This is a genomic window from Yeosuana sp. (assembly GCF_057126245.1).
The window spans coordinates 16956-42127 of the sequence record NZ_DBNGMQ010000076.1 but is presented as its reverse complement, the minus strand read 5'-3'; the positions used below and the strand labels follow the sequence as shown (position 1 = coordinate 42127).

The 25172-nt window shown below is 33.4% G+C and carries 16 protein-coding genes; 8 read left to right on the top strand and 8 right to left on the bottom strand.

All coding sequences use genetic code 11. The annotated features are described in order from the left end of the window. Window positions 1-36: 36 nt before the first annotated feature. From AC15TD_RS09635 to AC15TD_RS09610, 6 genes are all read left to right on the top strand, one after another. Entirely contained in the window at window positions 37-3738 is a 3702-nt protein-coding gene (locus tag AC15TD_RS09635; protein WP_484451933.1) for an efflux RND transporter permease subunit, read from the top strand. Between the two features lie 32 nt (window positions 3739-3770). Continuing rightward, window positions 3771-4949 (top strand): TolC family protein, encoded by a 1179-nt coding sequence (locus tag AC15TD_RS09630; RefSeq protein WP_484451952.1) that lies wholly within the window; start codon window positions 3771-3773, stop codon window positions 4947-4949. Window positions 4950-4955: 6 nt separating this feature from the next. Then, complete coding sequence (locus tag AC15TD_RS09625; protein ID WP_484451932.1) at window positions 4956-6671, top strand: efflux RND transporter periplasmic adaptor subunit; 1716 nt, start codon at window positions 4956-4958, stop codon at window positions 6669-6671. Window positions 6672-6703: 32 nt separating this feature from the next. Continuing rightward, window positions 6704-7111, top strand: a complete 408-nt coding sequence (locus tag AC15TD_RS09620; RefSeq protein ID WP_484451931.1) for a heavy-metal-associated domain-containing protein — start codon at window positions 6704-6706, stop codon at window positions 7109-7111. Between the two features lie 17 nt (window positions 7112-7128). Next, window positions 7129-9534 (top strand): heavy metal translocating P-type ATPase, encoded by a 2406-nt coding sequence (locus AC15TD_RS09615; protein WP_484451930.1) that lies wholly within the window; start codon window positions 7129-7131, stop codon window positions 9532-9534. A gap of 138 nt (window positions 9535-9672) precedes the next feature. Continuing rightward, window positions 9673-11898 carry a S9 family peptidase gene (locus tag AC15TD_RS09610; RefSeq protein WP_484451929.1) on the top strand — a complete coding sequence of 742 codons (2226 nt, stop codon included), beginning with the start codon at window positions 9673-9675 and terminating at the stop codon, window positions 11896-11898. Between the two features lie 160 nt (window positions 11899-12058). On the opposite strand, the gene AC15TD_RS09605 is transcribed toward AC15TD_RS09610, so the two are convergent. The 8 genes from AC15TD_RS09605 to miaB all read right to left on the bottom strand — a co-directional run bounded on the left by AC15TD_RS09605 (window position 12059) and on the right by miaB (window position 21459). Continuing rightward, window positions 12059-14419 carry a hypothetical protein gene (locus AC15TD_RS09605; RefSeq protein WP_484451928.1) on the bottom strand — a complete coding sequence of 787 codons (2361 nt, stop codon included), beginning with the start codon at window positions 14417-14419 and terminating at the stop codon, window positions 12059-12061. Between the two features lie 122 nt (window positions 14420-14541). After that, window positions 14542-16173: a chaperonin GroEL gene (gene groL / locus AC15TD_RS09600; protein ID WP_484451927.1), complete on the bottom strand. Its 1632-nt coding sequence runs from the start codon at window positions 16171-16173 to the stop codon at window positions 14542-14544. Between the two features lie 147 nt (window positions 16174-16320). After that, on the bottom strand, window positions 16321-16596 hold the full coding sequence (locus AC15TD_RS09595; protein ID WP_445954785.1) for a co-chaperone GroES: 276 nt from the start codon (window positions 16594-16596) through the stop codon (window positions 16321-16323). Window positions 16597-16744: 148 nt separating this feature from the next. Continuing rightward, entirely contained in the window at window positions 16745-17098 is a 354-nt protein-coding gene (secG, locus tag AC15TD_RS09590; RefSeq protein WP_484451926.1) for a preprotein translocase subunit SecG, read from the bottom strand. After that, window positions 17098-18039, bottom strand: a complete 942-nt coding sequence (locus AC15TD_RS09585) for a hypothetical protein (RefSeq protein ID WP_484451925.1) — start codon at window positions 18037-18039, stop codon at window positions 17098-17100. The genes secG and AC15TD_RS09585 overlap by 1 nt, the downstream gene beginning before the upstream one ends. 52 nt (window positions 18040-18091) lie before the next feature. Beyond that, complete coding sequence (locus tag AC15TD_RS09580) at window positions 18092-18598, bottom strand: LptE family protein (RefSeq protein WP_484451924.1); 507 nt, start codon at window positions 18596-18598, stop codon at window positions 18092-18094. Between the two features lie 35 nt (window positions 18599-18633). Continuing rightward, the gene (locus AC15TD_RS09575; RefSeq protein ID WP_484451923.1) at window positions 18634-19899 is read right to left on the bottom strand and encodes a sigma-54 interaction domain-containing protein; all 1266 of its coding nucleotides are present in this window, start codon (window positions 19897-19899) and stop codon (window positions 18634-18636) included. A 114-nt stretch (window positions 19900-20013) separates the two neighbouring features. Further along, complete coding sequence (gene miaB, locus AC15TD_RS09570) at window positions 20014-21459, bottom strand: tRNA (N6-isopentenyl adenosine(37)-C2)-methylthiotransferase MiaB (protein WP_484451922.1); 1446 nt, start codon at window positions 21457-21459, stop codon at window positions 20014-20016. A 222-nt stretch (window positions 21460-21681) separates the two neighbouring features. Between miaB and AC15TD_RS09565 the strand changes: the two genes are divergently transcribed. Then, complete coding sequence (locus AC15TD_RS09565) at window positions 21682-22464, top strand: hypothetical protein (protein ID WP_484451921.1); 783 nt, start codon at window positions 21682-21684, stop codon at window positions 22462-22464. Window positions 22465-22603: 139 nt separating this feature from the next. After that, window positions 22604-25108, top strand: a complete 2505-nt coding sequence (gene topA / locus AC15TD_RS09560; protein ID WP_484451920.1) for a type I DNA topoisomerase — start codon at window positions 22604-22606, stop codon at window positions 25106-25108. Window positions 25109-25172: the final 64 nt, after the last annotated feature.

Genomic DNA, 25172 nt, shown 5'->3' with positions numbered 1-25172 from the left:
TTCTCATACTCATGTCTAACTGTTTAATAATTAACCATGCTAAATAAAAGCATCAAATTTTTAATAGAAAACAAACTCGTAGCAGTTTTAATGCTCGTCCTATTTATTGGATGGGGAACTGTGAATGCTCCTTTTAATTGGGATATGGGCTTTTTACCAAGTCACCCTGTGGCAGTAGATGCCATTCCAGATATTGGTGAAAATCAACAAATAGTTTTCACAAAATGGAACGGCCAATCACCACAAGATATTGAAGATCAGATAACCTATCCTTTAACAACGGCGTTATTAGGTATTCCAGGGGTCAAAACTATTCGCAGTTCGTCAATGTTTGGGTTTTCCAGTATTTATATCATTTTTGAAGAAGGTATTGAGTTCTATTGGAGTCGTAGTCGTATTCTTGAAAAACTCAATTCGTTACCTAATGGCTTATTACCAGATGGTGTTAAACCTGCTTTAGGTCCAGATGCCACGGGTTTGGGGCAAATTTTTTGGTACACACTTGAAGGACGCGATGAAAACGGAAACGTTACTGGTGGTTGGGATTTACAAGAGGTAAGGAGTATTCAAGACTACTATGTAAAATATGCGTTATCCTCTGCGAGTGGTGTATCTGAAGTGGCTTCTATTGGTGGTTATGTTCAGGAATATCAGGTAGATGTCAATCCGGAATTAATGCGTCAATATCAAATAGAATTGCAGCAGGTTGTACAAGCTGTAAAAGAGAGTAATAAAGATATTGGAGCGCAAACATTAGAGATTAATAAGGCTGAATACCTAGTAAGAGGTTTAGGATATATAAAATCTATTGAAGATATTGAAAATGCCGTTGTTACCTCTAATAATTTTATTCCTATAAAAATTAGTGATATCGGAAAGGTGTCTATAGGACCAGAAGCAAGACGCGGTATTCTGGATAAGGAAGGTGCTGAAGTCGTTGGTGGTGTTGTGGTTGCAAGATATGGAGCCAATCCTTTAGAGGTTATTAACAATGTTAAAGAAAAAATTAACGAATTAAGTGGCGGATTACCTTCAAAGGTTCTTAGTGACGGAAGAACCTCACAATTAACAGTAGTTCCATTTTACGATAGAACCGATTTAATACACGAAACTTTAGGTACTTTAAACGAAGCCTTAACTTTAGAAATATTGATTACCATTTTGGTAATCATTATCATGATTTATAATCTAAGAGCTTCTATTCTTATATCGGGTTTATTACCTGTAGCCGTATTAATGGTGTTTATTGCTATGAAATTTTTTGGTGTAGATGCTAATATTGTCGCATTATCAGGGATTGCCATTGCAATTGGAACTATGGTAGATGTTGGTGTAATCCTTTCAGAAAACATTATTAGGCATTTAGATGAAAACGATAATAAACTTCCAATCAATACGGTTGTTTATAATGCCACAGCCGAAGTTTCAGGAGCCATTGTAACAGCAGTAATGACTACCATTATTAGTTTTATTCCTGTATTTACTATGATTGGGGCCGAGGGAAAATTATTTAGACCTCTGGCATTTACAAAAACCTTTGCTTTAACTGCTTCCATCATCGTTGCATTGTTTTTAATTCCACCTTTTGCAGCGTTTCTTTTCAGAAAAAAAACAATTAAAAAATCAGCATCCTATGTTTTTAATGGCATTTTGTTGTTGATAGGAATTACCGTTTTAGCATATGGCTATTGGTTAGGGTTTGTTGTTATCGCTTTTGCTATAACATCTGTTTTAAAATTTCAAGAGCGACTTTCAGGAAAACAAGCGAACCTTACGAATATCATTATCTCAGTATTTACCATTGTCTATTTGCTAGCAGAATTTTGGAGACCTTTAGGAGTTGATAAAAGCATCTTTTGGAATCTCATTTTTGTCGGCATTATTTGCTTTAGTTTATTGGGTGTATTCACCTTATTCAGAAGGTATTATACGCGAATTTTACGTTGGGCTTTAAATCATAAGCTTTTGTTTTTGTCCCTTCCAACGCTTATTGTCATTGCAGGAGTCTTAATTATGAAAAATACAGGGAAAGAATTTATGCCATCATTAAATGAAGGGACCTTTCTTCTAATGCCTACCTCTATGGCACACGCTGGTGTTGAAGAAAATAAACGCGTATTGCAGCAGTTAGATATGGCTGTGGCGAGTATCCCTGAAATTGAGACGGTTGTGGGTAAAGCCGGCCGAACAGAATCGGCCTTAGATCCAGCACCTTTATCTATGTATGAAAATATTATTCAATACAAACCAGAGTATATGCTGAATGCTGACGGTGAGCGTCAACGTTATCAAGTCAATGATCAAGGTGAGTTCGTGTTGAAAAACGGAATGATATTGCGAACAGACCAACCTGAAGCACGACAGTCTTTTAATATGAAAGAACAACTGATTCCAGATGATGATGGTGAGTTTTATCGTAATTGGAGACCAGAAATACAATCACCAGATGATATTTGGAACGAAATAGTGAAAGTTACCAAATTACCAGGTGTAACGTCAGCTCCTAAATTACAACCTATTGAAACACGTTTAGTCATGTTGCAAACAGGCATGAGAGCACCTATGGGAATTAAGGTAAAAGGACAAGATTTAAAGCAAATTGAAGCGTTTGGAATTCAATTAGAAAATATACTCAAACAAGCGGAAGGTGTAAAAAAAGAAGCCGTTTTTGCCGATAGAATTGTCGGTAAACCGTATTTGCTAATTGATATTGATAGAGAGAAAATTGCACGGTATGGTATTTCTGTAGAAGATGTGCAAAATGTTTTAAGTGTAGCCGTTGGAGGTAAGGTCTTAACTACAACAGTTGAAGGTCGCGAACGTTATGGTATTCGTGTGCGCTACCCAAGAGAACTTAGAGCAAATCCTTCGGATTTAAAAAATATTTATGTTCCAGTTGAAAAAGGAAACCCCGTGCTTTTAAGTGAATTGGCTACAATTCGTTATGAGAAAGGTCCTCAAGTTATAAAAAGTGAAGATACCTTTTTAGTGGGTTATGTGTTATTTGATAAATTGGATGGTTTTGCAGAAGTTGATGTCGTTGAAAACGCGCAAGCACTTATTCAAGGAAAAATTAATTCTGGTGCGTTAATAGTTCCTAAAGGAATCAATTATCAATTTACAGGAACCTATGAAAATCAATTACGAGCTGAAAAAACCTTGTCTGTGGTGGTGCCGCTAGCATTACTTATTATTTTCTTAATTCTTTACTTCCAATTCCGATCAGTTGCTACCTCATTTATGGTGTTTACAGGAATTGCAGTAGCCTTTTCAGGAGGTTTTATTATGATTTGGTTATATGGGCAAGACTGGTTTTTAAACTTTAGTTTCTTTGGTGAAAACCTTCGCTCATTATTTCAAATGCATACTATTAATCTGAGTGTGGCTGTTTGGGTTGGGTTTATTGCTTTATTCGGAATTGCGACTGATGATGGTGTGGTAATGGCAACTTATTTAACCCAAACATTCAATAAAAACTCACCAGAAACGAAAAAAGAAATTCGAACATCCATTGTTGAAGCAGGAGAAAAACGGATTAGACCCTGTTTAATGACAACAGCTACAACCATACTGGCATTGCTACCGGTATTAACATCAACGGGAAGAGGAAGTGATATTATGATTCCTATGGCAATACCAAGTTTTGGCGGTATGCTTATTGCCTTAATAACCTTGTTTGTTGTACCTGTATTATACAGTTGGAAAGCGGAGTTGAACCTTAAAAAGTTAGTCAAATGAAACATCTAATAACATTAATAATTTGTTTTTTAATGGGTTCGGTAGTTAAATCACAAGATATGGGATCCTTAGTGAGTGAGGCATTAAGCAACAATCCGGAAATTCAAAAGTTTGAATTGCAATATGCCATAGCTTCGGAAAAAATTAATGAGGTAAACACCATTTCAAACACCGAATTTGGGGTTGGTTATTTTGTAAGCGAACCAGAGACAAGAACTGGAGCGCAGCGTTTCAAGTTGTCAGTAAAACAAATGCTGCCTTGGTTTGGATCTATTACAGCGAGAGAACATTATATAAGTTCATTAGCCGATGCTAAATATGAAGATATTGTTATAGCAAAACGAAAACTCATAGCATCGGTTTCTCAATCATATTATCAATTGTATGCTTTAAAAGCAAAGCAAAACGTTTTAGCTGAGAATATTGCCTTATTAAAAACCTATGAAACTCTGGCTTTAAATTCAGTTGAAGTTAATAAAGCTTCAGCAGTTGATGTCTTAAAATTACAGATGCGTCAAAATGAACTAGAGCAGTTAAAAGAGGTTTTAGAACAAGATTTTTTAGCAGAACAAACGCTGTTTAACAAGCTCTTAAATAGAGATGCTTCTATCGAAATTAAAATGATTCAGGATTTAATGATGCCTTCAAAAACACCTGAATTGAATTTTGATTTAGAGTTGCATCCTGAGTTAACTAAATATGATAAACTGTATGAATCTGTTGTGCAATCAGAGTTGCTTAATCAAAAAGAAAGCAGTCCAATGTTTGGTTTTGGCTTAGATTATATTAATGTATCAGAACGGCCAGATATGACATTTAGTGATAATGGAAAAGATGTTTGGATGCCCATGGTGTCTTTGTCAATTCCAATTTTCAACAAAAAATACAAGTCTCAAACTAGACAAAATGAGTTGCAACAGCAAGAAATTAATATGCAAAAACAAGACCGATTGAATACTTTAGAAACCATATTGGAAAAGGCATTAAGGAATCGAAATTCAGCGATAATTAGTTTTAATACTCAGGAGAAAAACATGAAACAGGTAATAAATGCCGAAAATATCCTTTTGAAAAATTATGAAACAGGAACGATTGATTTTAATGATATTTTAGATATTCAAGAGTTACAACTTAAATTTCAAATGAATCAAATTGATGCTGTTAAAAACTATTATATGCAAACGACTATCATTAATTATTTAAGTGAATAAAAACCCATGAAAAAATATATAATTTATATAGGAATATTAGTAGCTGGCCTCGTTTTAGGGAAGCTGTTTTTTGGTGTATCAACATCTCAAGACACAGAACATAACCATAACCAATCGGATGTTAAATCGCAAATGTGGACATGTTCTATGCACCCACAAATTATGTTGCCAGAACCGGGTGATTGCCCAATTTGCGGTATGGAATTAATTCCGACGGACGGAGGATCAGAAGCGCTTGGTAATAACGAGTTTAAACTTTCTGAAAATGCTATGGCATTGGCAAACATTCAAACGATGAAGGTTGGAACCTCAAAATCTGTAAATAACACCATCAAACTGTCTGGAAAAATTGTAGTTAACGAAGAAGCTAATACGGTTCAGGTGAGCTATTTTACAGGAAGAATAGAAACCTTAAATGTTAATTTTACTGGAGAAGAAATTAAAAAAGGACAATTATTAGCAACCATTTATTCACCAGAATTAATTGCAGCACAGCAAGAGTTAATTACGGCGTCTTCATTAAAGGAATCACAACCAGAACTGTATAAAGCAGTACGTAATAAATTAACATTTTGGAAACTTTCAAACAATCAGATTAATCAAATCGAAAGCTCTAAAACAGTTCAAGATAATTTTCCTGTTTATGCCACAGTTTCAGGAACGGTTGCAGAGAAATTGGTTGCACAGGGAGAAGCGGTTAATCAAGGGCAACCCCTATTTAAGATTGCTAACTTAAATTCAGTTTGGGCGGAGTTCGATGTATATGAAAGTAATATTTCAACCTTTAAAATAGGTCAGGATATCGTCATTACAACAAAATCAAATCCGCAAAAAGAATACAACGCTAAAGTTGCTTTTATAGATCCGGTTTTAAATTCAAATACAAGAACAGTAAAACTAAGAGTAGTCTTGAAAAACAACACAGGAGAATTTAAACCAGGTATGTTTGTGGAGGGCAACGTTTTTGTTGGTAATTCTAAAAAAGAAGAAAGGTTTGTCATTCCGTCAACCGCTGTGTTATGGACAGGTGAACGTTCGTTGGTATATGTAAAAACAAAAGCTAATCAATCTGTTTTTGAAATGAGAGAAATTACCATTGGCGATAATTTTGATACTCAGATAGAAGTTTTGGAGGGATTAAAGAATGGCGAAGAAATTGTAGTTAATGGCACCTTTACGGTTGATGCTGCAGCACAGTTAAGAGGAAAACAATCTATGATGAATGCTGTAGAATCTGAAGTTATTGACACCCTTTCTTTAAAAAGAATAAAGGTGCCTTTAGCCTTTCAGGAGCAGTTAAAAGATGTATTTAATCACTATTTAAAATTAAAAGATGGACTGGTTAAAGATGACTTTAAAACAGCAAAACAATCCTCAAAAGATCTTGTTGAAAATTTAAAGAAAGTTGATATGGAGTTAATTTCTGATAAAAATACTCATATGAAATGGATGGTTTTAGAGAATAAAATTAAATTGGAAGCAAATAATATTTTTAAGGCAAAGACCATTGAAAAACAAAGAGCATATTTTAAGCAGTTGTCATTGTATGTTACAAATGCAATTCAAATATTTGGAGTGAATCAAACCGTATATAGGCAATTTTGCCCAATGGTTAACGATAACCAGGGCGCCTATTGGTTAAGTTTAACTAAGGATATTTATAACCCTTATTTCGGTGATGCCATGTTAACGTGCGGCAGCACCAAACAAATCATAGAATAATTAAAAATCAAATAACTATTAAATTAAAAATCATGAAAAGAGTAATTTTAAATACAGCAGTAATTATAACATTAGTATTATTTAGCTGTAAGAATGAAACTAAACAAGAAAGTAATTCAGCAGTCAATAACCCAGAATTTAACGAGATGGCGATGAACAATATTAGTTTTGGTGTTCGAGGCAATTGCGGAATGTGTAAAAAGACCATCGAAAATGCGGTAAACAGTTTAGAGGGTATTTCCCAAACAACTTGGGATGTCGATAAAAAGAAAATAGAAGTTTCTTTTAATGCGTCAAAAACGAATGAAAAGGCAATTCATGAGGCGATTGCAGCATCAGGTTATGATACAGAAAAGGTTTCTGGCAATTTAGATGCCTATAATAACTTGCCAGGTTGTTGCCATTATGATCATGAGATGGCTATGAATCAAATGAAATAAATAACTAAAAAATTAAAATGAAACATACGTATTCCATTTCGGGCATGAGTTGTAATGGCTGTCGTTCTCACGTCGAGAAAACGTTAAGCACTGTTGATGGTGTTGAGGAAGTACAGGTCGATTTGCAAAAAGCAGAAGCTACTATTACCATGGGTTCTCATATATCAATAGATATTTTTAAGGGAGCCCTTGAAAAGGATAGTGATGGACGCTATGGTATTTCAGTAATAGGAGAACATAATCACAAAGTGGAACATCAACATAAATCTAAAAAGCCTCAAGGCAAAGGAACAGGAGTTTTTTATTGTCCTATGCACTGCGAAGGAGATGAAACCTATGATAAGCCAGGTGATTGTCCTGTTTGTGGCATGGATTTAGTTGAAGAAGTGTCGTCGCATACAGAAGGTTCTTCCGAAGATAAAACGTATGAAAAACTGGTACAGAAGTTCTGGTTGAGTGTAGCATTTACCTTGCCGATTTTTATAATAGCCATGTCTGAAATGATTCCGGATAATCCGATATACGAGGTTTTGCGATTAAAACATTGGAACTGGGTTCAGTTTGGATTGTCAATTCCGGTGGTGTTTTATACCACATGGGTGTTTTTTGTTCGTGCCTACCGTTCCGTAAAAACATCGCGTTTAAACATGTTTACATTAATAGGAATAGGAGCTGGCGTTGCTTGGGTTTTTAGTGTATTTGCCATGTTATTTCCGAATTTTTTTCCACCGCAATTTAAAACAGAGCTAGGAACGGTTCACGTGTATTTTGAAGCGGCCACAGTTATTTTAACACTTGTTCTTATGGGACAGGTCCTAGAAGCAAGAGCTCATAACAAAACGAATAGTGCTGTAAAGGAATTGTTGAAATTGGCACCTAATAAAGCGATTCGCATTGTTGATGGAAAAGAAGAAGAGATTAGCATTGATGACATTAATATTAATGATGTTTTACGCGTGAAACCTGGAGAAAAAATTCCTGTAGATGGTTCTGTTTTTGAAGGAGAAAGTACCATTGATGAATCTATGATAACGGGTGAGCCTGTTCCTGTTCATAAAATTTCAAACGATAAAGTAAGCGCAGGAACTATTAATGGTAATCAGTCTTTTACTATAAAGGCCGAAAAAATTGGAGCAGATACGTTACTTTCTCAAATTATTGAGATGGTTAATAATGCCAGTAGAACTCAAGCTCCTATTCAAAAAGTAGCGGATAAAATCTCTGCGTATTTTGTACCAATAGTAGTCCTTATTTCTGTTATTACTTTTATTTTGTGGGCTGTTTTTGGTCCAGAACCTAAGTATGTATTTGCTCTTGTTAATGCCATTGCCGTACTTATTATTGCTTGTCCGTGTGCATTAGGTTTGGCAACACCCATGTCGGTCATGGTTGGTGTAGGTAAAGGCGCTAAATCTGGTGTGCTAATTAAAAACGCAGAAGCTCTAGAACGATTAAATACTATTGATATTTTGGTAATTGATAAAACAGGGACCATTACAGAAGGAAAACCTTCGGTTGAAAAGATAGATTTTCAGTCGACTAAATATAATCAAAACGATGTACTTCAATTTATTATATCTCTCAATCAATTAAGTGAACATCCGTTGGCAGAAGCCACGATTAAGTTTGGTAAGGCGAAAGGGGTTGAGCCTTTGAAAGTTTCAAATTTTGAATCTATTACCGGAAGAGGCGTTATAGGGTCAGTTGAAGGCAAAAAATTAGCTTTAGGAAACGAAAAATTGATGCAAGATAATGAGGTTGTTATACCAGAAGAACTTTTAGGTGATGCTAACAAAGAGCAAAAACTGGGTAAAACAATTTCTTTTCTTTCAATTGATAATGTCGCTATTGGCTATGTCGTGATTACCGATAAGATTAAGGAAACAAGTAAAAACGCCATTTCAGAATTGCAATCTAAAGGTATTGAAATTTTGATGCTTACCGGTGATAATGAATATACTGCGAGGGCCGTTTCAGATGAGGTCGGATTAAATGATTTCCAATCAGACATGCTTCCTCAAGATAAAATGGAAGTTGTGAAACAACTTCAGGAATCAGGAAAAAGAGTTGCGGTTGCCGGCGATGGCATTAATGATGCTCCTGCATTAGCAAAAGCGGATGTTGGAATTGCTATGGGAACGGGTTCAGATGTTGCTATTGAAAGCGCTTCTATTACCTTAGTAAAAGGTGATTTACGAGGTATTGTAAAAGCACATAATTTAAGTAATAAGGTGATGCGTAATATAAAACAAAATTTATTTTTCGCCTTGATTTACAATAGCATCGGAGTCCCTATTGCTGCGGGGGTGTTGTTCCCGTTTTTTGGAATATTGTTATCTCCAATGTTGGCGGCATTGGCCATGAGTTTTAGTTCTGTTTCTGTGATTACAAATGCCTTAAGATTGAGACATTCAAACATTTAAAAAGTAATAGTATGATTTTGTATTTAGTTAGATCCTAAAAACGTAAAACCTAATTTTTAGACAAACAAAATCGAATAAAACAGTACCTTTAATGCGTTTTATTAAACTCCTGATTTTTAATACTAAAATAGTATGCTTATGTACACGTTCAAATCGTTTTTCAAGTTTAATTTTAAGCTTGAGCTCATAATACTTTATGCTTTTGTTTTTTTTGGCTCCTTTCATTCAATTGCTCAGCGTGGCGATTTCAAATGGTCAAGTGATGGCAATTCGTATTACCGAATACAAAATAATAACATTATGCAATATACATTGCCTAACAATGTGTCTAGCGTATTGATAAGCAAAGAACAGCTCACTCCAAAAAACAGTAACATACCATTAAGCGTTAGTTATTTTGTGTTGTCTGAGAATGAACAGAAGATTTTAATTTTTACTAATACAAAGCGTGTTTGGCGCATCAATACAAAAGGCGATTATTGGGTTTTAGATATCGCTAAAGGCACATTAATTCAACTTGGAGCTAGCTTGCCGGAATCGTCCTTAATGTTTGCTAAATTCTCTCCTAACGGAAAATATGTAGCTTATGTAAGTAATAATAATATTTATGTTGAAGATTTAAGTACTTTAAAAATTAAAGAATTGACATCAGACGGTTCAATAACGTTGATTAACGGGACTTTTGATTGGGCTTACGAAGAAGAGTTTGCTTGTAGAGATGGTTTTCGCTGGAGTCCAGATAGTAAGTCAATAGCCTATTGGCAGATCGATGCACGAGATATTAAGAAATTTTACATGATTAATAATACAGATGCTATTTATTCTAAACCTATTCCATTAGAGTATCCTAAGGTAGGAGAAACACCATCATCTTGTAAAGTTGGAGTGGTAAGTATTGATGATGCTGAGACCGTATGGATGGATATTCCTGGTGATTCACGTCAACATTATTTAGTACGCATGGAGTATATTCCTGCTACAGCAAAATTATTGGTACAGCAATTAAACAGAAAACAAAAAAATAGTAAGCTTTATATTGCTGAGCCAGATTCAGGAAAATCAAAAGTGATTTATGAAGAATCTGATGATGCTTGGGTCGATGTGTATGATGAAGGATTTAAGTATGATATTTATTTTACTAATAATTATAATTGGTTAAATAATGGAAGAAATGTGCTATGGGCTACAGAAAAGGATGGATGGCGTCATTTATATAACATTTCATTAGAAGGAAAAAACGAAAAGCTTATTACCAATGGGGATTATGATTTTATTGATTTAAGTTTTGTTGATACCAAAAAAGGCTATGTGTATTTTATGGCATCCCCAGAAAACGCCACACAAAGCTACCTTTATAAAACCAAATTAAATGGAAATGGGAAATTACAGTTGGTAAGCCCTAAATCTTTACAAGGAACTCATGGTTATAATGTCTCACCAACAGGTAAATATGCCATTCATACGTTTTCAAATCATAATAAGCGTCCGGCCACCGAGTACATTTGGTTTTCAAATCATAAACCAGTAAACCCAAGTGAAAGTATTGAAGCCAATTTAACTAACCTGCAAGAAGAATCAAACGTAGAATTTTTTAAAATCACTACGATTGATGGCGTAGACATGGACGGATGGATGGTAAAACCGACTAATTTTGATGCTTCAAAAAAATATCCAGTAGTGTTTTATGTGTATTCAGAACCAGCAAGAGCAACGGTAACTGATAGTTACGGTGTTGGATGGAATAGAAATTACAATGGCAGTATGGCTAATGATGGGTATATATATATATCACTTGATAATAGAGGAACACCAGTGCCAAAAGGACGCGCTTGGCGTAAAAGTATTTATAGAAAGATGGGTCAAATTAATATAAAAGATCAAGCTATGGCTGCCAAAGAAATTTTAAAATGGGATTTTGTCGATTCAGGTCGTGTAGCCGTTTGGGGCTGGAGTGGAGGTGGTTCTGCTACGTTAAACTTAATGTTTCAATATCCAGACATTTACAAAACAGGGATAGCCGTAGCAGCAGTGGCCAATCAGCTTACCTATAATAATATTTATCAAGAACGTTATATGGGTTTGCCACAAGAAAATTTAGAAGATTTTGCACATGGTTCACCAATAACGTATGCTAAAAATTTAGAAGGTAATTTATTGTATATACACGGTACAGGAGATGATAATGTGCATTATCAAAATGCTGAAATGTTAATTAATGAGTTGGTAAAATACAACAAACAGTTTCAGTTTATGCCTTACCCAAACCGCACACACGGTATTAATGAAGGTGAGGGTACCACCAAACATTTAAAAACGATGTTTACTAATTATTTAAAAACCTATTGCCCGCCAGGAGGAAAGTAATTGGTTTAAAACATACATATAAAATCAGAAGTTTTTGCTTCAGATTATTTAGATTAGTATAAAAAAGGCAATTGCTGACTTTTATTAAAGACAGTAATTTTTACGGGACACCTAAACCATGAGACTAAATAAAGAGTTTGCTCTATATTTATAAACAAAACTAATTAATTGATATGGTTTCAATTTTTGAAAATAAATATCCGTCGTTACTCATGCCTTCAATGTAAAGATTTATAGAATCGTAAAAGTAATTAGGAATTTTGAAAACAAACGTTCCATTTTCATTTTGTGTTAAATTAGGCAACCAGTTTAAAACTCCTAAGTTATTGAAACTTTCATTTTCAAATTTATTATATAAAGGGCTATAGTATTTTTTGGCGACCGAGAAACCAAAATTCATTTCAGAGCTGTTATATTTTGAGCCATAAGACCAACTGCTACTGCCGGTTTTAGTAAATATGTGAATTACCCCGGCAGCAGATACGTAAATATTTGAATTCCTGGAAGAAATAAACATTTCTTCAACATCTGCAACCACTAAGTTACTAATAATATGTAAACTATTACTGATATCAACATTGTCTAAAAACACCATTGGAGAAGAACTTCCCCTTAAATTAAATACTCTTCTTGAAGCAATCTTAACATTAGTCCCAGTGTTTACTACATCAAAACCATAGTTTCTGATTTGCTGAGTTATTAATGAGTTAAAATTTATTTCGTCCTTAAAGCTAATATGTCTAGAATTAGAAACACCGTAAGGTGTATTTTTGGGTTTAGGCTTTTTTATTGTATTTGTATTAATCTCCACACTATCTAATATTGTTGTTGCTTCATCAAAGATAAATTCTATATTATTATAGTTCTTTACATTTTTAATTTGATCATGGTTATTATTTTTTTCTACAGTTATTGAATCCTTTTTGTAATTGGGATAAATATTATAATAAATACTTGGCTTTGATAATTTTCCGTTTTTATTTTTTAAAGTAAAGTTTAATGATGATTCATTTTTTAAATACAATTCATCAAACTGGAAGAAATTGTTTTCGTCTAAATTATATTCTTCCTGAATGCCATTTATTTTTGATTGCAAAAGAAGTATGTCACCATTTTTATATTGGTAATTGTTTATTTTTCCTTTTATTAAAAAACCAGTTTCAAAATTATGAGTTATTGTAGGTGGATTATTGAAAATATTTTTCCACGAGTATTTACTCCATCCTTGCGTTAATAGCAATAAATCTAAATCGTATAGTTTTTTTCTGTCAGTTTTATCAAAATAATACCAAGGGTTTTCTATATTTCCCTTTAAGTAAGGATTAAATAAAAATTTTGAAATAATATTATGGTCTGCCGTATTTGCTATTGTGGAACTTGGTAATACAGATATACTTAAATTAGCTTCTTTTAAATTAGGATTCGTTTTTAATACAATAACAGTTGAGTCTTTTTCCTTTGTTATTTCAGAAACTTCAAGATCTTTAATTAGAGAATCTTTAAAATTAAAAATTATTCTTTCGCACAAAGGTTGGAATTTATCGTTAAATAGAGTGATAATATTAATGCCTTTGTTAAGAATATTTCGTTTAATTTTGTATAAATAGGTTAGTTTGTTTTCAGTAAAATTTACATCAATTTTCGATGCTATTCCATCTCGATGGGTTACTAAATAGTATTGTTTGTCTTTAATATTATTAAGAGTCGTGTTGTTTGTGTTTAAGCGTATAATTACATTATCTTCTCTAGTATTTTCAACATTTAAGTTTAAACCCCTATTTTCAACATTTAGAATAGGCTGAGCTAAGGCTTCGTCATTTTCTAATAAGATTTCATAAAAATAAGATTTTCCTTTTTCAGGTTTAAAAATAAATTTACCATGTCCAAAACTATTACTTTTAAACGTTACTATAATATTTTTTTCAGAATCAATAATTTTTCCTGAATCTATTTTTACTGATTTACCCATACCATTGGTAATTTTAAAACCAATAGTATTTATTACACTTTCAATGATATGACCACCTTCGGGTAGTAATTGAAAATCATAGGATTTTGTAGTGGAAATGCTGTTGTCTTTTGCATAATCACCAATTATTTCAAATTTTTGAATGTTTGAAAGATCGTCATGAAAGTTTTGCATCCAATTTGTGGTCGTTTTTAAATAGTAAATACCGGGAGCATATGTTGAATCTATTTTTATATTACCAAAGGTCATCCCAGATTCGGCTAAATACATCTTTTTATTGATTAATTCACCATTTTCATTATATACACTGTGGTATATATTAGTTGAACTGATATAAGGTAAACTCTTTTTTATATCGTATATATAGGTTTTAAACCATAATTCTTCACCCTCGAAATATTTCGTTTTATTAGTGTGGGTAAAAATGGTTTCATAATTTAAAGAGAAGTAATCTTTTACTTTTTTATCAAATTCTTCAATGGTTTTAATTTGGCTAAATGAGGTTAAAAAAAACAGAAAGAAGACAATTGAAATTAAATTGGTTTTTGTCATGGTATAAAAGAGGTTGGTATGTATGGTGTGTTAGTAACAAATATAATGCCAAAAAACAATGGAGTTGTTTTTTCATATTATGAAAAAACAACTCCATATAAATTATCCTAACCTAAAATGACTTACATCATTCCTGGCATACCACCACCCATACCAGCTGGCATAGCTGGAGCATCTTCTTTAATATCAATCAAAGCACACTCAGTAGTTAAGATCATACCAGCTACAGAAGCGGCATTTTCTAAAGCAATACGTGTTACTTTTTTAGGGTCAATAATACCAGCTTTTAGCATATCAACATAAGTTTCACTTTTGGCATCATAACCAAATGACCCTTTGCCTTCCATTACTTTAGAAATAACAACACTTCCTTCTCCGCCCGCATTTTCCACAATGATACGTAAAGGAGCTTCGATAGCTCGCGCTATGATTTGAATTCCGGTTACCTCATCAAGGTTTTCAGCAGTTAATTTTTCTAAAACAGATTTAGCTCTTATGAAAGCAACACCTCCGCCAGCTACAATACCTTCTTCTACAGCAGCTCTGGTTGCATGTAAGGCATCATCAACACGGTCTTTTTTCTCTTTCATCTCCACTTCACTAGCAGCACCTACATAAAGAACTGCTACACCACCAGCTAATTTAGCTAAACGTTCTTGCAATTTTTCTTTATCGTAGTCACTAGTTGTAGTTTCAATCTGTGCTTTTATTTGATTAACTCTGGCTTTAATGTCTGCTGCTTTTCCAGCACCGTTAACAATCGTTGTGTTGTCTTTATCAACGGTTACGGTTTCTGCTGTACCGAGCATACTTAAGTCTGCATTTTCTAATGTGAACCCTCTTTCTTCTGAAATCACAGTTCCACCAGTTAAAATAGCGATATCTTCAAGCATTGCTTTTCGTCTGTCACCAAAACCAGGCGCTTTTACAGCGGCAATTTTTAACCCACCACGCAATTTATTAACTACCAACGTAGCTAAAGCTTGTCCGTCAACATCTTCAGCAATAATTAATAAAGGTCTTCCAGATTGCGCTACTGGCTCTAATATTGGAAGGATTTCTTGCAAGTTTGAAATCTTCTTATCAAATAATAAAATGTATGGATTTTCTAAATCAGCAATCATTTTATCTGAATCGGTCACAAAGTAAGGAGATAAATAACCTCGGTCAAACTGCATACCTTCAACAACATCTACATAGGTCTCCATCCCTTTGGCCTCCTCAACAGTAATCACACCTTCTTTACCAACTTTGCCAAAAGCTTTAGCAATTAAGTCACCAATAGTGTCGTCGTTGTTCGCTGATATAGCAGCAACTTGTTTAATCATTTCAGAAGAGTTACCAACTTTTTTTGCTTGTTTTTCAAGGTCTTTAGTAATAGCTTCAACAGCTTTATCTATACCGCGTTTTAAATCCATAGGATTAGCACCAGCAGCCACATTTTTTAAGCCTTCTTTTACAATAGCTTGTGCCAAAACGGTTGCCGTGGTTGTACCATCTCCTGCTAAATCATTCGTTTTAGAGGCTACTTCTTTTACCATTTGAGCTCCCATGTTTTCATGAGCATCTTCTAACTCAATTTCTTTTGCTACAGTCACACCATCTTTGGTTACTTGTGGTGCTCCAAATGATTTGCTAATAATAACGTTTCTTCCTTTTGGTCCTAAAGTTACTTTTACCGCATTGGCTAATGCATCTACACCGCGTTTTAAACCATCACGTGCTTCAATATCAAATTTTATATCTTTTGCCATTTTATTATAATTTTATTAAAATTTTAAACTGTGTCGTCATTGCAAGATTTTTTTAAGTCCCAGCAATATTTTAATTTTTATTAAAAAGATTACTTTGCTTACGCCTCTTAATGACATATTGTTTTTTGTTTTTTTTAGAATTTGCAATTAAATTATAGCAAGAATATCACTTTCACGCATAATTAAATAATCTTTACCTTCTAATTTAAGTTCTGTGCCAGCATATTTACCATACAAAACAGTATCGCCAACTTTCACTGTAATAGGTTCGTCTTTTGTGCCTTTACCTGCAGCAATAACTTTTCCTCTTTGTGGTTTTTCTTTAGCGTTATCTGGAATGATAATTCCTGATGCTGTTTTTGTTTCAGCTTCAGCAGGTTCAATAAGAACTCGGTCTGCTAATGGTTTAATGTTTAAGCTCATTTGTTATGTGATTTTTTAATTAATTAAATTATGTTTAATGCAGATGTATCTTTCTAAAATTATGCCAATAGTATATTACTGACAAACTTACAGTAACAAAAAATGCCAACTTTAAAAGTTGGCATTTTTTGTTCTTATTTTCGGATATTTACTGTACCGAATCTTTTATTGTTGTAGTAGCCGAATCAGGGGCTGTATTTGCTGGCACTGGTAACGATGTCGTAGTTTCATCTGCATCTATTGCTTTTGAATCTACATCACCTGTACCTCGGTTAATAGCAACATTTGATAATAAAATTAAAATCAATAATAGGGTTGCTAATGTCCACGTACTTTTATCTAAAAAGTCAGTTGTTTTTTTAACGCCACCTAATTGTTGTGTTCCACCACCGCCAAAAGAAGATGATAATCCACCACCTTTAGGATTTTGTACCATAATTACTACTACTAATAAAAATGCTACTGCAACAATTAATACTAAAAATATTGTAAACGTACTCATTATTCTTTATTGTTTTGTTCTTGTAATTGTTCTACTGCTTTAATTTGGATTGCAAAGAAACTACTTTTTTCCGGATATTTCAAACTTAATATCTTATAAGATTGAATTGCTTTTTTGTAGTTTTTTTGTTCTAAATAAATACGAGCTAAAGTCTCTGTCATTAACTCTTCGGGTTGAATTAACTGTGCCTTCGATAGATTGTGAGTTGATGTTGAGGATTTCGCAGGATTTATTTTAGGTTTGTTTGCTATAAATTGATCAATAAGCTCAAATTTTTGGTGTCGCTCTATTTCCGTTTGGTCTTCTGGCTTTGATTCGATTATTTCTGATTTCTCCTTACGCTTAATTGTTTTAAAACTTGCTAGTTTTAACCATTCGTTAAATGAGTGATTTTCTTTTTTATCAAATTGTAAAGGCTTTCCTAAATGTAAAATATCTTCGGCTGTAGCATCTTGTGTTTTCGTTTTGGGCGTTACATTTTCTATGGCTTCAGATTCATCTAAGGCAAAACCAACAAGTTTTTTACGCTCAAATTTTGGTTGAAATAATGACGGGTCTAAAACATCTAAACCACTTTTAATATCTTGTTGCGAGGTTTCCTGAATTACTACTTTTTTGTTTATAGAAATATCTTCAACGGTCACATTTATTTCATGCAAATACTCACTATTTATTTTTATAAAATGAGATATTTCGTTTTGGTTAAAAACCTCGGATGTTATAAAATCAAATAAGATACTTCTGTCTGTGGTATAAGCAGCTGTTGTTTTTAGTTCTTGATTGTATTTAAAGCTTTCTTGGGTTTTTAAACCTTTAAGATAGATAGCTCGAGCAGATTGAAAATAAGGGAATAGATTAATAATAGATTTTACACCATCAGTTTGTTTCGAGGTAATTGCTTCTGGGTTTTGAAGTAAATATGTAAAATCTTTATTGTTCATTGGCTAAGCCAGATTTATAAAATTTTATTCCTATAAGGTATCATCTTGATAATTACCATTTAGCTAATGATGCATTAAATATGTCTTGAGTAATACGTTCAAAGATCTCTTCAACGGCTGCATCTTTAACGCCGCCAACAAGTTGAGCGCTACCAGCATAATCATAAAAAAACGAAAAGGATTGATCAAATTCTGCTTCTTCATCGTACTTATCGAAAAAATGAACTTTTACACCAATAGTAAGTCTATTTTGTGCCGCAGTATTTGATGAAGTCGCCGTGGTTGGCGAAATTCTATATTGTGTAATTTCTCCTTCGTATACTAGGTCGCCATTCGATTTTACAAGACTTAAATTCGTTTGATTTAGCAATAAATCAATTAGTGCATTGGTAAATTGTAAATCGAGACCTGGTTCTACTAAAATAGCATTGTTTTGAAAATAATTTACTTGAAAAGTTTTGGTATTAGGACCTACCGAAGCTCCAGTAAATGAATAAGCACCACAACCTAAGACAAGTATTGAGGTTATAAAAAGAACAATATAATGGGGTGTTTTCATTTGTGATAAATTAAATACTTTTATAAAACTACAATTTACAAATCATATTGTTTAATCTTTCTGTATAAGGTGCGTTCACTTATGCCAAGTTCTTCGGCAGCTAATTTACGCTTTCCACTGTGACGCTCAAGTGATTTTTTAATTAATTCTAATTCTTTGTCATGCAATGAGAGTGTTTCTTCTTCTTCAATCTCTTCAGCAAAATGATATTTGTCTTGACTACTTTTTACTTCTTGAGTGGTGTCGCTATGTTCTGGAATAGATAAAACTTCTGGTTCATCTATAGATTCTTCATAATCAGTTTCTTCATCATCAGAGCCATAAATTTTTTGAATTAAACCAGAATGTTCTTTTTCAACATCTTTAGTGTCTCCCTTTTTCATGAGTTCCATAGTGAGTTTTTTCAAATCGTTTAAATCACTTTTCATATCGAACAAAACTTTGTAAAGTATTTCTCGTTCACTACTAAAATCAGTGTCAGATTTTGTGTGTTTTACAACCGCAGGTAAATTACTTCCCGAAGTTGGTAAATACCCTCTTAAGGTATCTGCTGAAATCGTTCTGTTTTGTTCCAATACAGATGTTTGTTCGGCTACATTTCGTAACTGACGAATGTTTCCACTCCATCGGTGTTTTAAAAGGACTTGAATGGCATCGTCGGTTAATTTAATGGTTGGCATTTTATATTTTAAAGCAAAATCGCTCGCAAATTTTCTAAATAATAAATGGATATCTTCTTGTCGTTCTCTTAATGGTGGCAAATGGATATCAACGGTACTTAATCTGTAATATAAGTCTTCTCTAAATCGTTCTTTTTTAATGGCCTCGAACATATTAGCATTTGTAGCCGCTACAATACGAACATCTGTTTTTTGTACTTTACTGGAACCAACTTTTATGAACTCTCCGTTTTCTAAGACACGCAGCAAGCGCACTTGAGTTGTTAATGGTAATTCTCCAACTTCGTCCAAAAATATGGTACCACCATCAGCTACTTCAAAATATCCCTCCCGGGTTTGTGTAGCACCTGTAAATGAGCCTTTTTCGTGACCGAACAATTCACTATCAATAGTTCCTTCGGGAATGGCACCGCAGTTTACTGCGATGTATTTGTTATGCTTACGATGTGATAATTGATGAATAATCTTTGGAATACTTTCTTTTCCAACACCACTTTCTCCGGTTACTAAAACAGAAATATCTGTAGGAGCTACTTGAATCGCTTTTTCAATAGCACGATTAAGGGTAGGTGTATTGCCTATAATTCCAAAACGTTGTTTTATAACTTGAACAGATTCCATTTTTTATTTTATTTGATATAAGAGTCGAAACCATAGAGTTAGGACTAACTATTTTTTATTTCAAGATTTTAAAATACCTAATTATCCATTTTGTAATCTTGATTCTTTATTGTTTTAGTTGTTTTTTGAGTAACCAACAGCTTCTCCAATAAGGGTTGCACTGGTACAATCATTCACTTTTACATTAACAAAATCTCCAATTTTATAATGTGCTTTCGGAAAGACCACAACGGTACTTTGTGGATTTCTTCCAGACCAATGCATATCAGATTTTTTAGAAGTTTTTTCAATTAGAACTTCTACGGTCTTGCCTAAAAACTGTTCGGTTCTGTATTGGCTATGCTTTTGCTGTAAAGCCACGATTTCGGCAAGTCTTCTTTTCTTAGTTTCATGCGGTACATCGTCTTCCATTTTGCGTTCTGCCAATGTTCCTGGTCGTTCAGAATAAGCAAACATATAACCAAAGTGATATTTTACATGCTCCATTAAACTCATCGTATCTTGATGGTCTTGTTCTGTTTCTGTAGGAAATCCAACAATCATATCTTGACTAATCCCGCAATCTGGAATTATTTTTTTGATATTATCTATCAATGTAAAATACTCCTCAATAGTATGTTGCCTGTTCATTTCTTTTAAAATACGGTTGCTTCCACTTTGAACAGGTAAATGAATGTAATTACAGATATTTTCATATTTAGCCATAGTTTCAACTACATCAATCGTCATATCTTGAGGATTGGATGTTGAAAATCGAATGCGCATTTTGGGTTGTGCTTTAGCACATAATTCTAGTAAGTTTGAAAAGCTAACTGCTGTTGCTTTTTCAAGATCGGTAGCTTTTTCAAAATCTTTTTTTAAGCCGCCTCCATACCAAAGGTAACTGTCTACATTTTGACCAAGAAGTGTAATTTCTTTAAATCCTTTTTTCCATAAATCATTTACTTCTTCTAAAATACTTTGAGGGTCTCTACTGCGCTCGCGCCCTCTGGTAAAAGGAACAACACAGAAGGTACACATATTATCACAACCTCTAGTGATAGACACAAAAGCTGTTACACCATTAGTATTAAGCCTTACTGGTGAAATATCACCATATGTTTCTTCTTTTGAAAGGATGACATTAATAGCATCTCTGCCTTCATCAACATCCTTTAAAAGATTAGGTAAATCTTTATAAGCATCGGGTCCAACTACTAAATCAACAATTTTTTCTTCTTCTAAAAATTTGCTTTTTAAACGTTCGGCCATACAACCTAAAACGCCCACTTTCATTCCTGGATTAATCTTTTTTACAGCATTGTATTTTTCCAATCGCTTTCTTACGGTTTGCTCTGCTTTATCTCTAATAGAACAGGTATTAACTAAAACTAAATCGGCATCTTCTAAATGTTGAGTAGTATTATAGCCTTCATTGGTTAAAATAGAAGCAACTATTTCACTATCACTAAAGTTCATGGCGCAGCCATAACTTTCAATAAAAAGCTTTTTCGTGTTTTCTTTTTTTTGTTCTAAAACAAGGGATTCTCCTTGTTTATTTTCGTCGATTATCTTTTCCATAAAAAGTATTGATGCAACTGTAGTCAATAAGTGTGCAAAGGTACAATAAATTTATATTTTATGACAAAGTGGCAGATTGTATTTTATTTTTATTTTAAACTTATTTGCAGCTTCTTGTTTAATTAGTAGTGAAACACAAAATATCAAATCCTGCAACTTGCAGGAATTTTTTTTGCATAAAATGGTTACCTTTATATTTTAACGAATAATCAAACCTTGAAAATGAATACAATTGAACATGTTTTAGAAAAAATAAGTAATGCAAAACCACTAGATTTTGGTACTATTTTTAATGACTCAATTGAGTTATTTAAAAAAACGTGGATTCATGGCTTTTTACTTCAATTGTTTACGTTCATTATTATGTTGCCATTAATCATTGTTATTTATATGCCATTAATAGGAATCATGATTGCGCAATCTGAAAATGGTTTTAATAATCCAGATATTTTTTCCGATTTTTTAGCTGGTTTGTCGGTGGTTTATATTCTTTTTATAATCGTGGCAATTTTTGCCCTTAGTGCTATATCGTTCGCACTGAATGCGGGGTTTTTCAGGATTATGAAGAAACTTGATTTTAATGAACAGGTAACGACTTCAGATTTTTTTTATTTTTTTAAGACTCAATATTTCAATAAAACGTTTATGCTTGTGCTGGCAACTCTTGGCATTATAATTCTTGCAATTTTGTTATGCTACTTACCCATTTTTTATGTAATGATTCCATTATCTTTCTTGAATTTTATGTTTGCGTTTAATCCAGATTTAAGTACTAGTGACTTAGTAAATGCTAGTTTTAAACTAGGCCATAAAAAATGGCTTCTATCTTTTGGCTTAATGATTATATCGGGTTTGCTAGCGGAGATTATTGGTCTGTTAATGTGTGGTGTAGGTATTTTATTTACAGCAGCCTTTGTGTATCATCCTTTATATTTGATATATAAGAATGTTATTGGTTTTAAAGACCAAGAAGCTATTAAGAGCGTTGAAAATTCATTGGAGTAATTTTTTATATCGGATAAAGTAAAGTCTACTTTTAACCATTAAAAACTAAACTTTTTTTTATAACGAGATAACAGATAATCCCTAAAATTAGGCAGATAAACTTTTTTTCCTATACATTTGTAGCTTCAAAAAAAGACGTATGGCGAAGAATTTAGTAATTGTAGAGTCACCAGCTAAGGCAAAAACAATAGAAAAGTTTTTAGGTAAAGATTTTAAAGTAGAATCAAGTTTTGGTCATATCTCAGACTTGCCTTCAAAGGAGTTAGGGGTTGATGTTGATGGAGATTTTACACCAAAGTATGAAGTTTCAAGAGATAAGAAAGCAGTAGTAAAAAAACTTAAAGATTTAGCTAAAAATTCAGATATGGTTTGGTTGGCAAGTGATGAGGATCGGGAGGGAGAAGCTATTGCGTGGCATTTGGCGGAAGCTTTAAAGTTGGATAAAACTAAAATAAAGCGTATTGTTTTTCATGAAATTACGAAGTCTGCTATTCAAAAGGCTATTGAAAATCCACGAGATATAGATTATCATTTAGTTGATGCGCAACAAGCTCGTAGAGTTTTGGATAGAATTGTTGGTTATGAGCTGTCCCCAGTATTATGGCGAAAAGTAAAAGGAGGTTTATCAGCGGGACGGGTGCAATCTGTTTCTGTTCGTTTAATTGTTGAAAGGGAACGTGAAATTCAGGAATTTAAACCTGTGGCGTCTTATAGAATTGATGCTGAATTTTCTAATGAATCTGGCCAGTCGTTTAAAGCTAAATTGCCAAAAACATTTTCATCAAAACAGGAAGCGTATAAATTTTTAGAATTAAATGCAAAAGCAGGGTTTAAAGTATCCGATTTAGAAAAAAAACCAGCTAAAAAATCACCGGCAGCACCATTTACAACATCTACATTACAACAGGAAGCCTCACGAAAACTATATTTTTCAGTAAGTAAAACCATGACAATGGCACAACGTCTCTATGAGTCAGGTTTAATCACCTATATGAGAACGGATAGTGTAAACTTGTCGGATGAAGCTAGAAAAGGAGCTAAAAAAGAGATAGAAAATTCATTTGGATCAAAATATAGCAAGCCACGAAACTATACAGGGAAATCAAAAGGAGCACAAGAGGCCCATGAGGCTATAAGACCTACAGATTTTTCGTTACATTCTGTAGAAATAGATCGAGATCAAGCCCGTTTATATGATTTAATCTGGAAACGCACCATTGCTTCTCAAATGAGCGAGGCAGAATTAGAACGTACTGTTGTTAAAATCAGCGCTTCAACACATAAAGATTTATTTGTTGCAAATGGCGAAGTTATTACGTTTGATGGCTTCTTAAAAGTGTATTTAGAAGGTAGTGATGATGAAGACACAGAGCAAGAGGGTATGTTGCCAGCTATGAAAACGAATGAAACACTTCATAACAATTATATTACAGCAACAGAGCGTTATACGCGGCCTCCATATAGATATACAGAAGCATCTTTGGTGAAGCAATTGGAAGAATTAGGTATTGGTCGTCCCTCAACCTATGCGCCAACCATTTCAACTATCCAAAACAGAAATTATGTTGAAAAGGGAAGTGTAGAAGGCGCAGAACGTGATTATACGCAACTAACGCTTAAAAAAGGGTTTATAAAAGATAAGGAATTAACTGAAAAAGTGGGTTCAGATAAAGGAAAACTAGTACCAACAGACATAGGTATGATTGTTACCGATTTTTTAGTGAATCATTTTGAACATATTCTAGATTATAATTTTACAGCTAAAGTTGAGGAAGATTTTGACAATATAGCCGAAGGAAAGGAAGACTGGACAAAAATGATGAAGAACTTCTACAAAGATTTTCATCCACAAGTAGAAGATGTTCAGGAAAATGCCGAAAGGGAATCTGGAGAACGTATTCTTGGTAAAGATCCTAAAACAGGAAAACAAGTAAGTGTTCGCTTAGGTAAATTTGGCCCTATGGTTCAAATAGGAACTGTTGATGATGAAGAGAAACCCCAATTTGCTAGTTTGTCTCCAGATCAGCAATTAAACACCATAACATATGAAGAGGCTATGGATTTATTTCAGCTTCCAAAAAGTTTAGGTGAATATAAAGGAGAAGAAATTGAAGTAAATAACGGGCGTTTTGGTCCTTATGTGAAATTTGGTAAAAAGTTTGTATCACTTCCAAAAGGTGTTGACGCATTAAGTGTAGAGCTTGAAGACGCAATAGCTTTAATAAAAGAAAAGGAAGCAGCCGATGCACCAATATATACTTATAAAGAATTACCTGTTCAAAAAGGGAAAGGTAGATTTGGGCCTTTCATTAAATGGAACAACATGTTTATTAATGTAAATAATAAATATGATTGGGATAATTTGTCAGAGAATAATATTATTGAACTTATTGAAACAAAAATTCAAAAAGATATTGATAAGGTTGTACATAATTGGGAAGAAGAAGGCGTTCGCGTAGAAAAAGCGCGTTGGGGAAGACATAATATCATTAAAGGAAAAATAAAGATTGAATTAGATAAAACTGTTGATGTTTCTAAAATAACATTAGAAAAAGCATTAGCGCTTATCGAACAAAAGTCACCCAAGAAAAAGTCACCCAAGAAAAAGTCAGCAAAGCAAAAAGCACCTGTAAAAAAGAAATAGGTTTTGAAATAGGTTATTCGGGAGTTTAAGTATATAGATAATGTAAACGAATAGCATTTGAAAA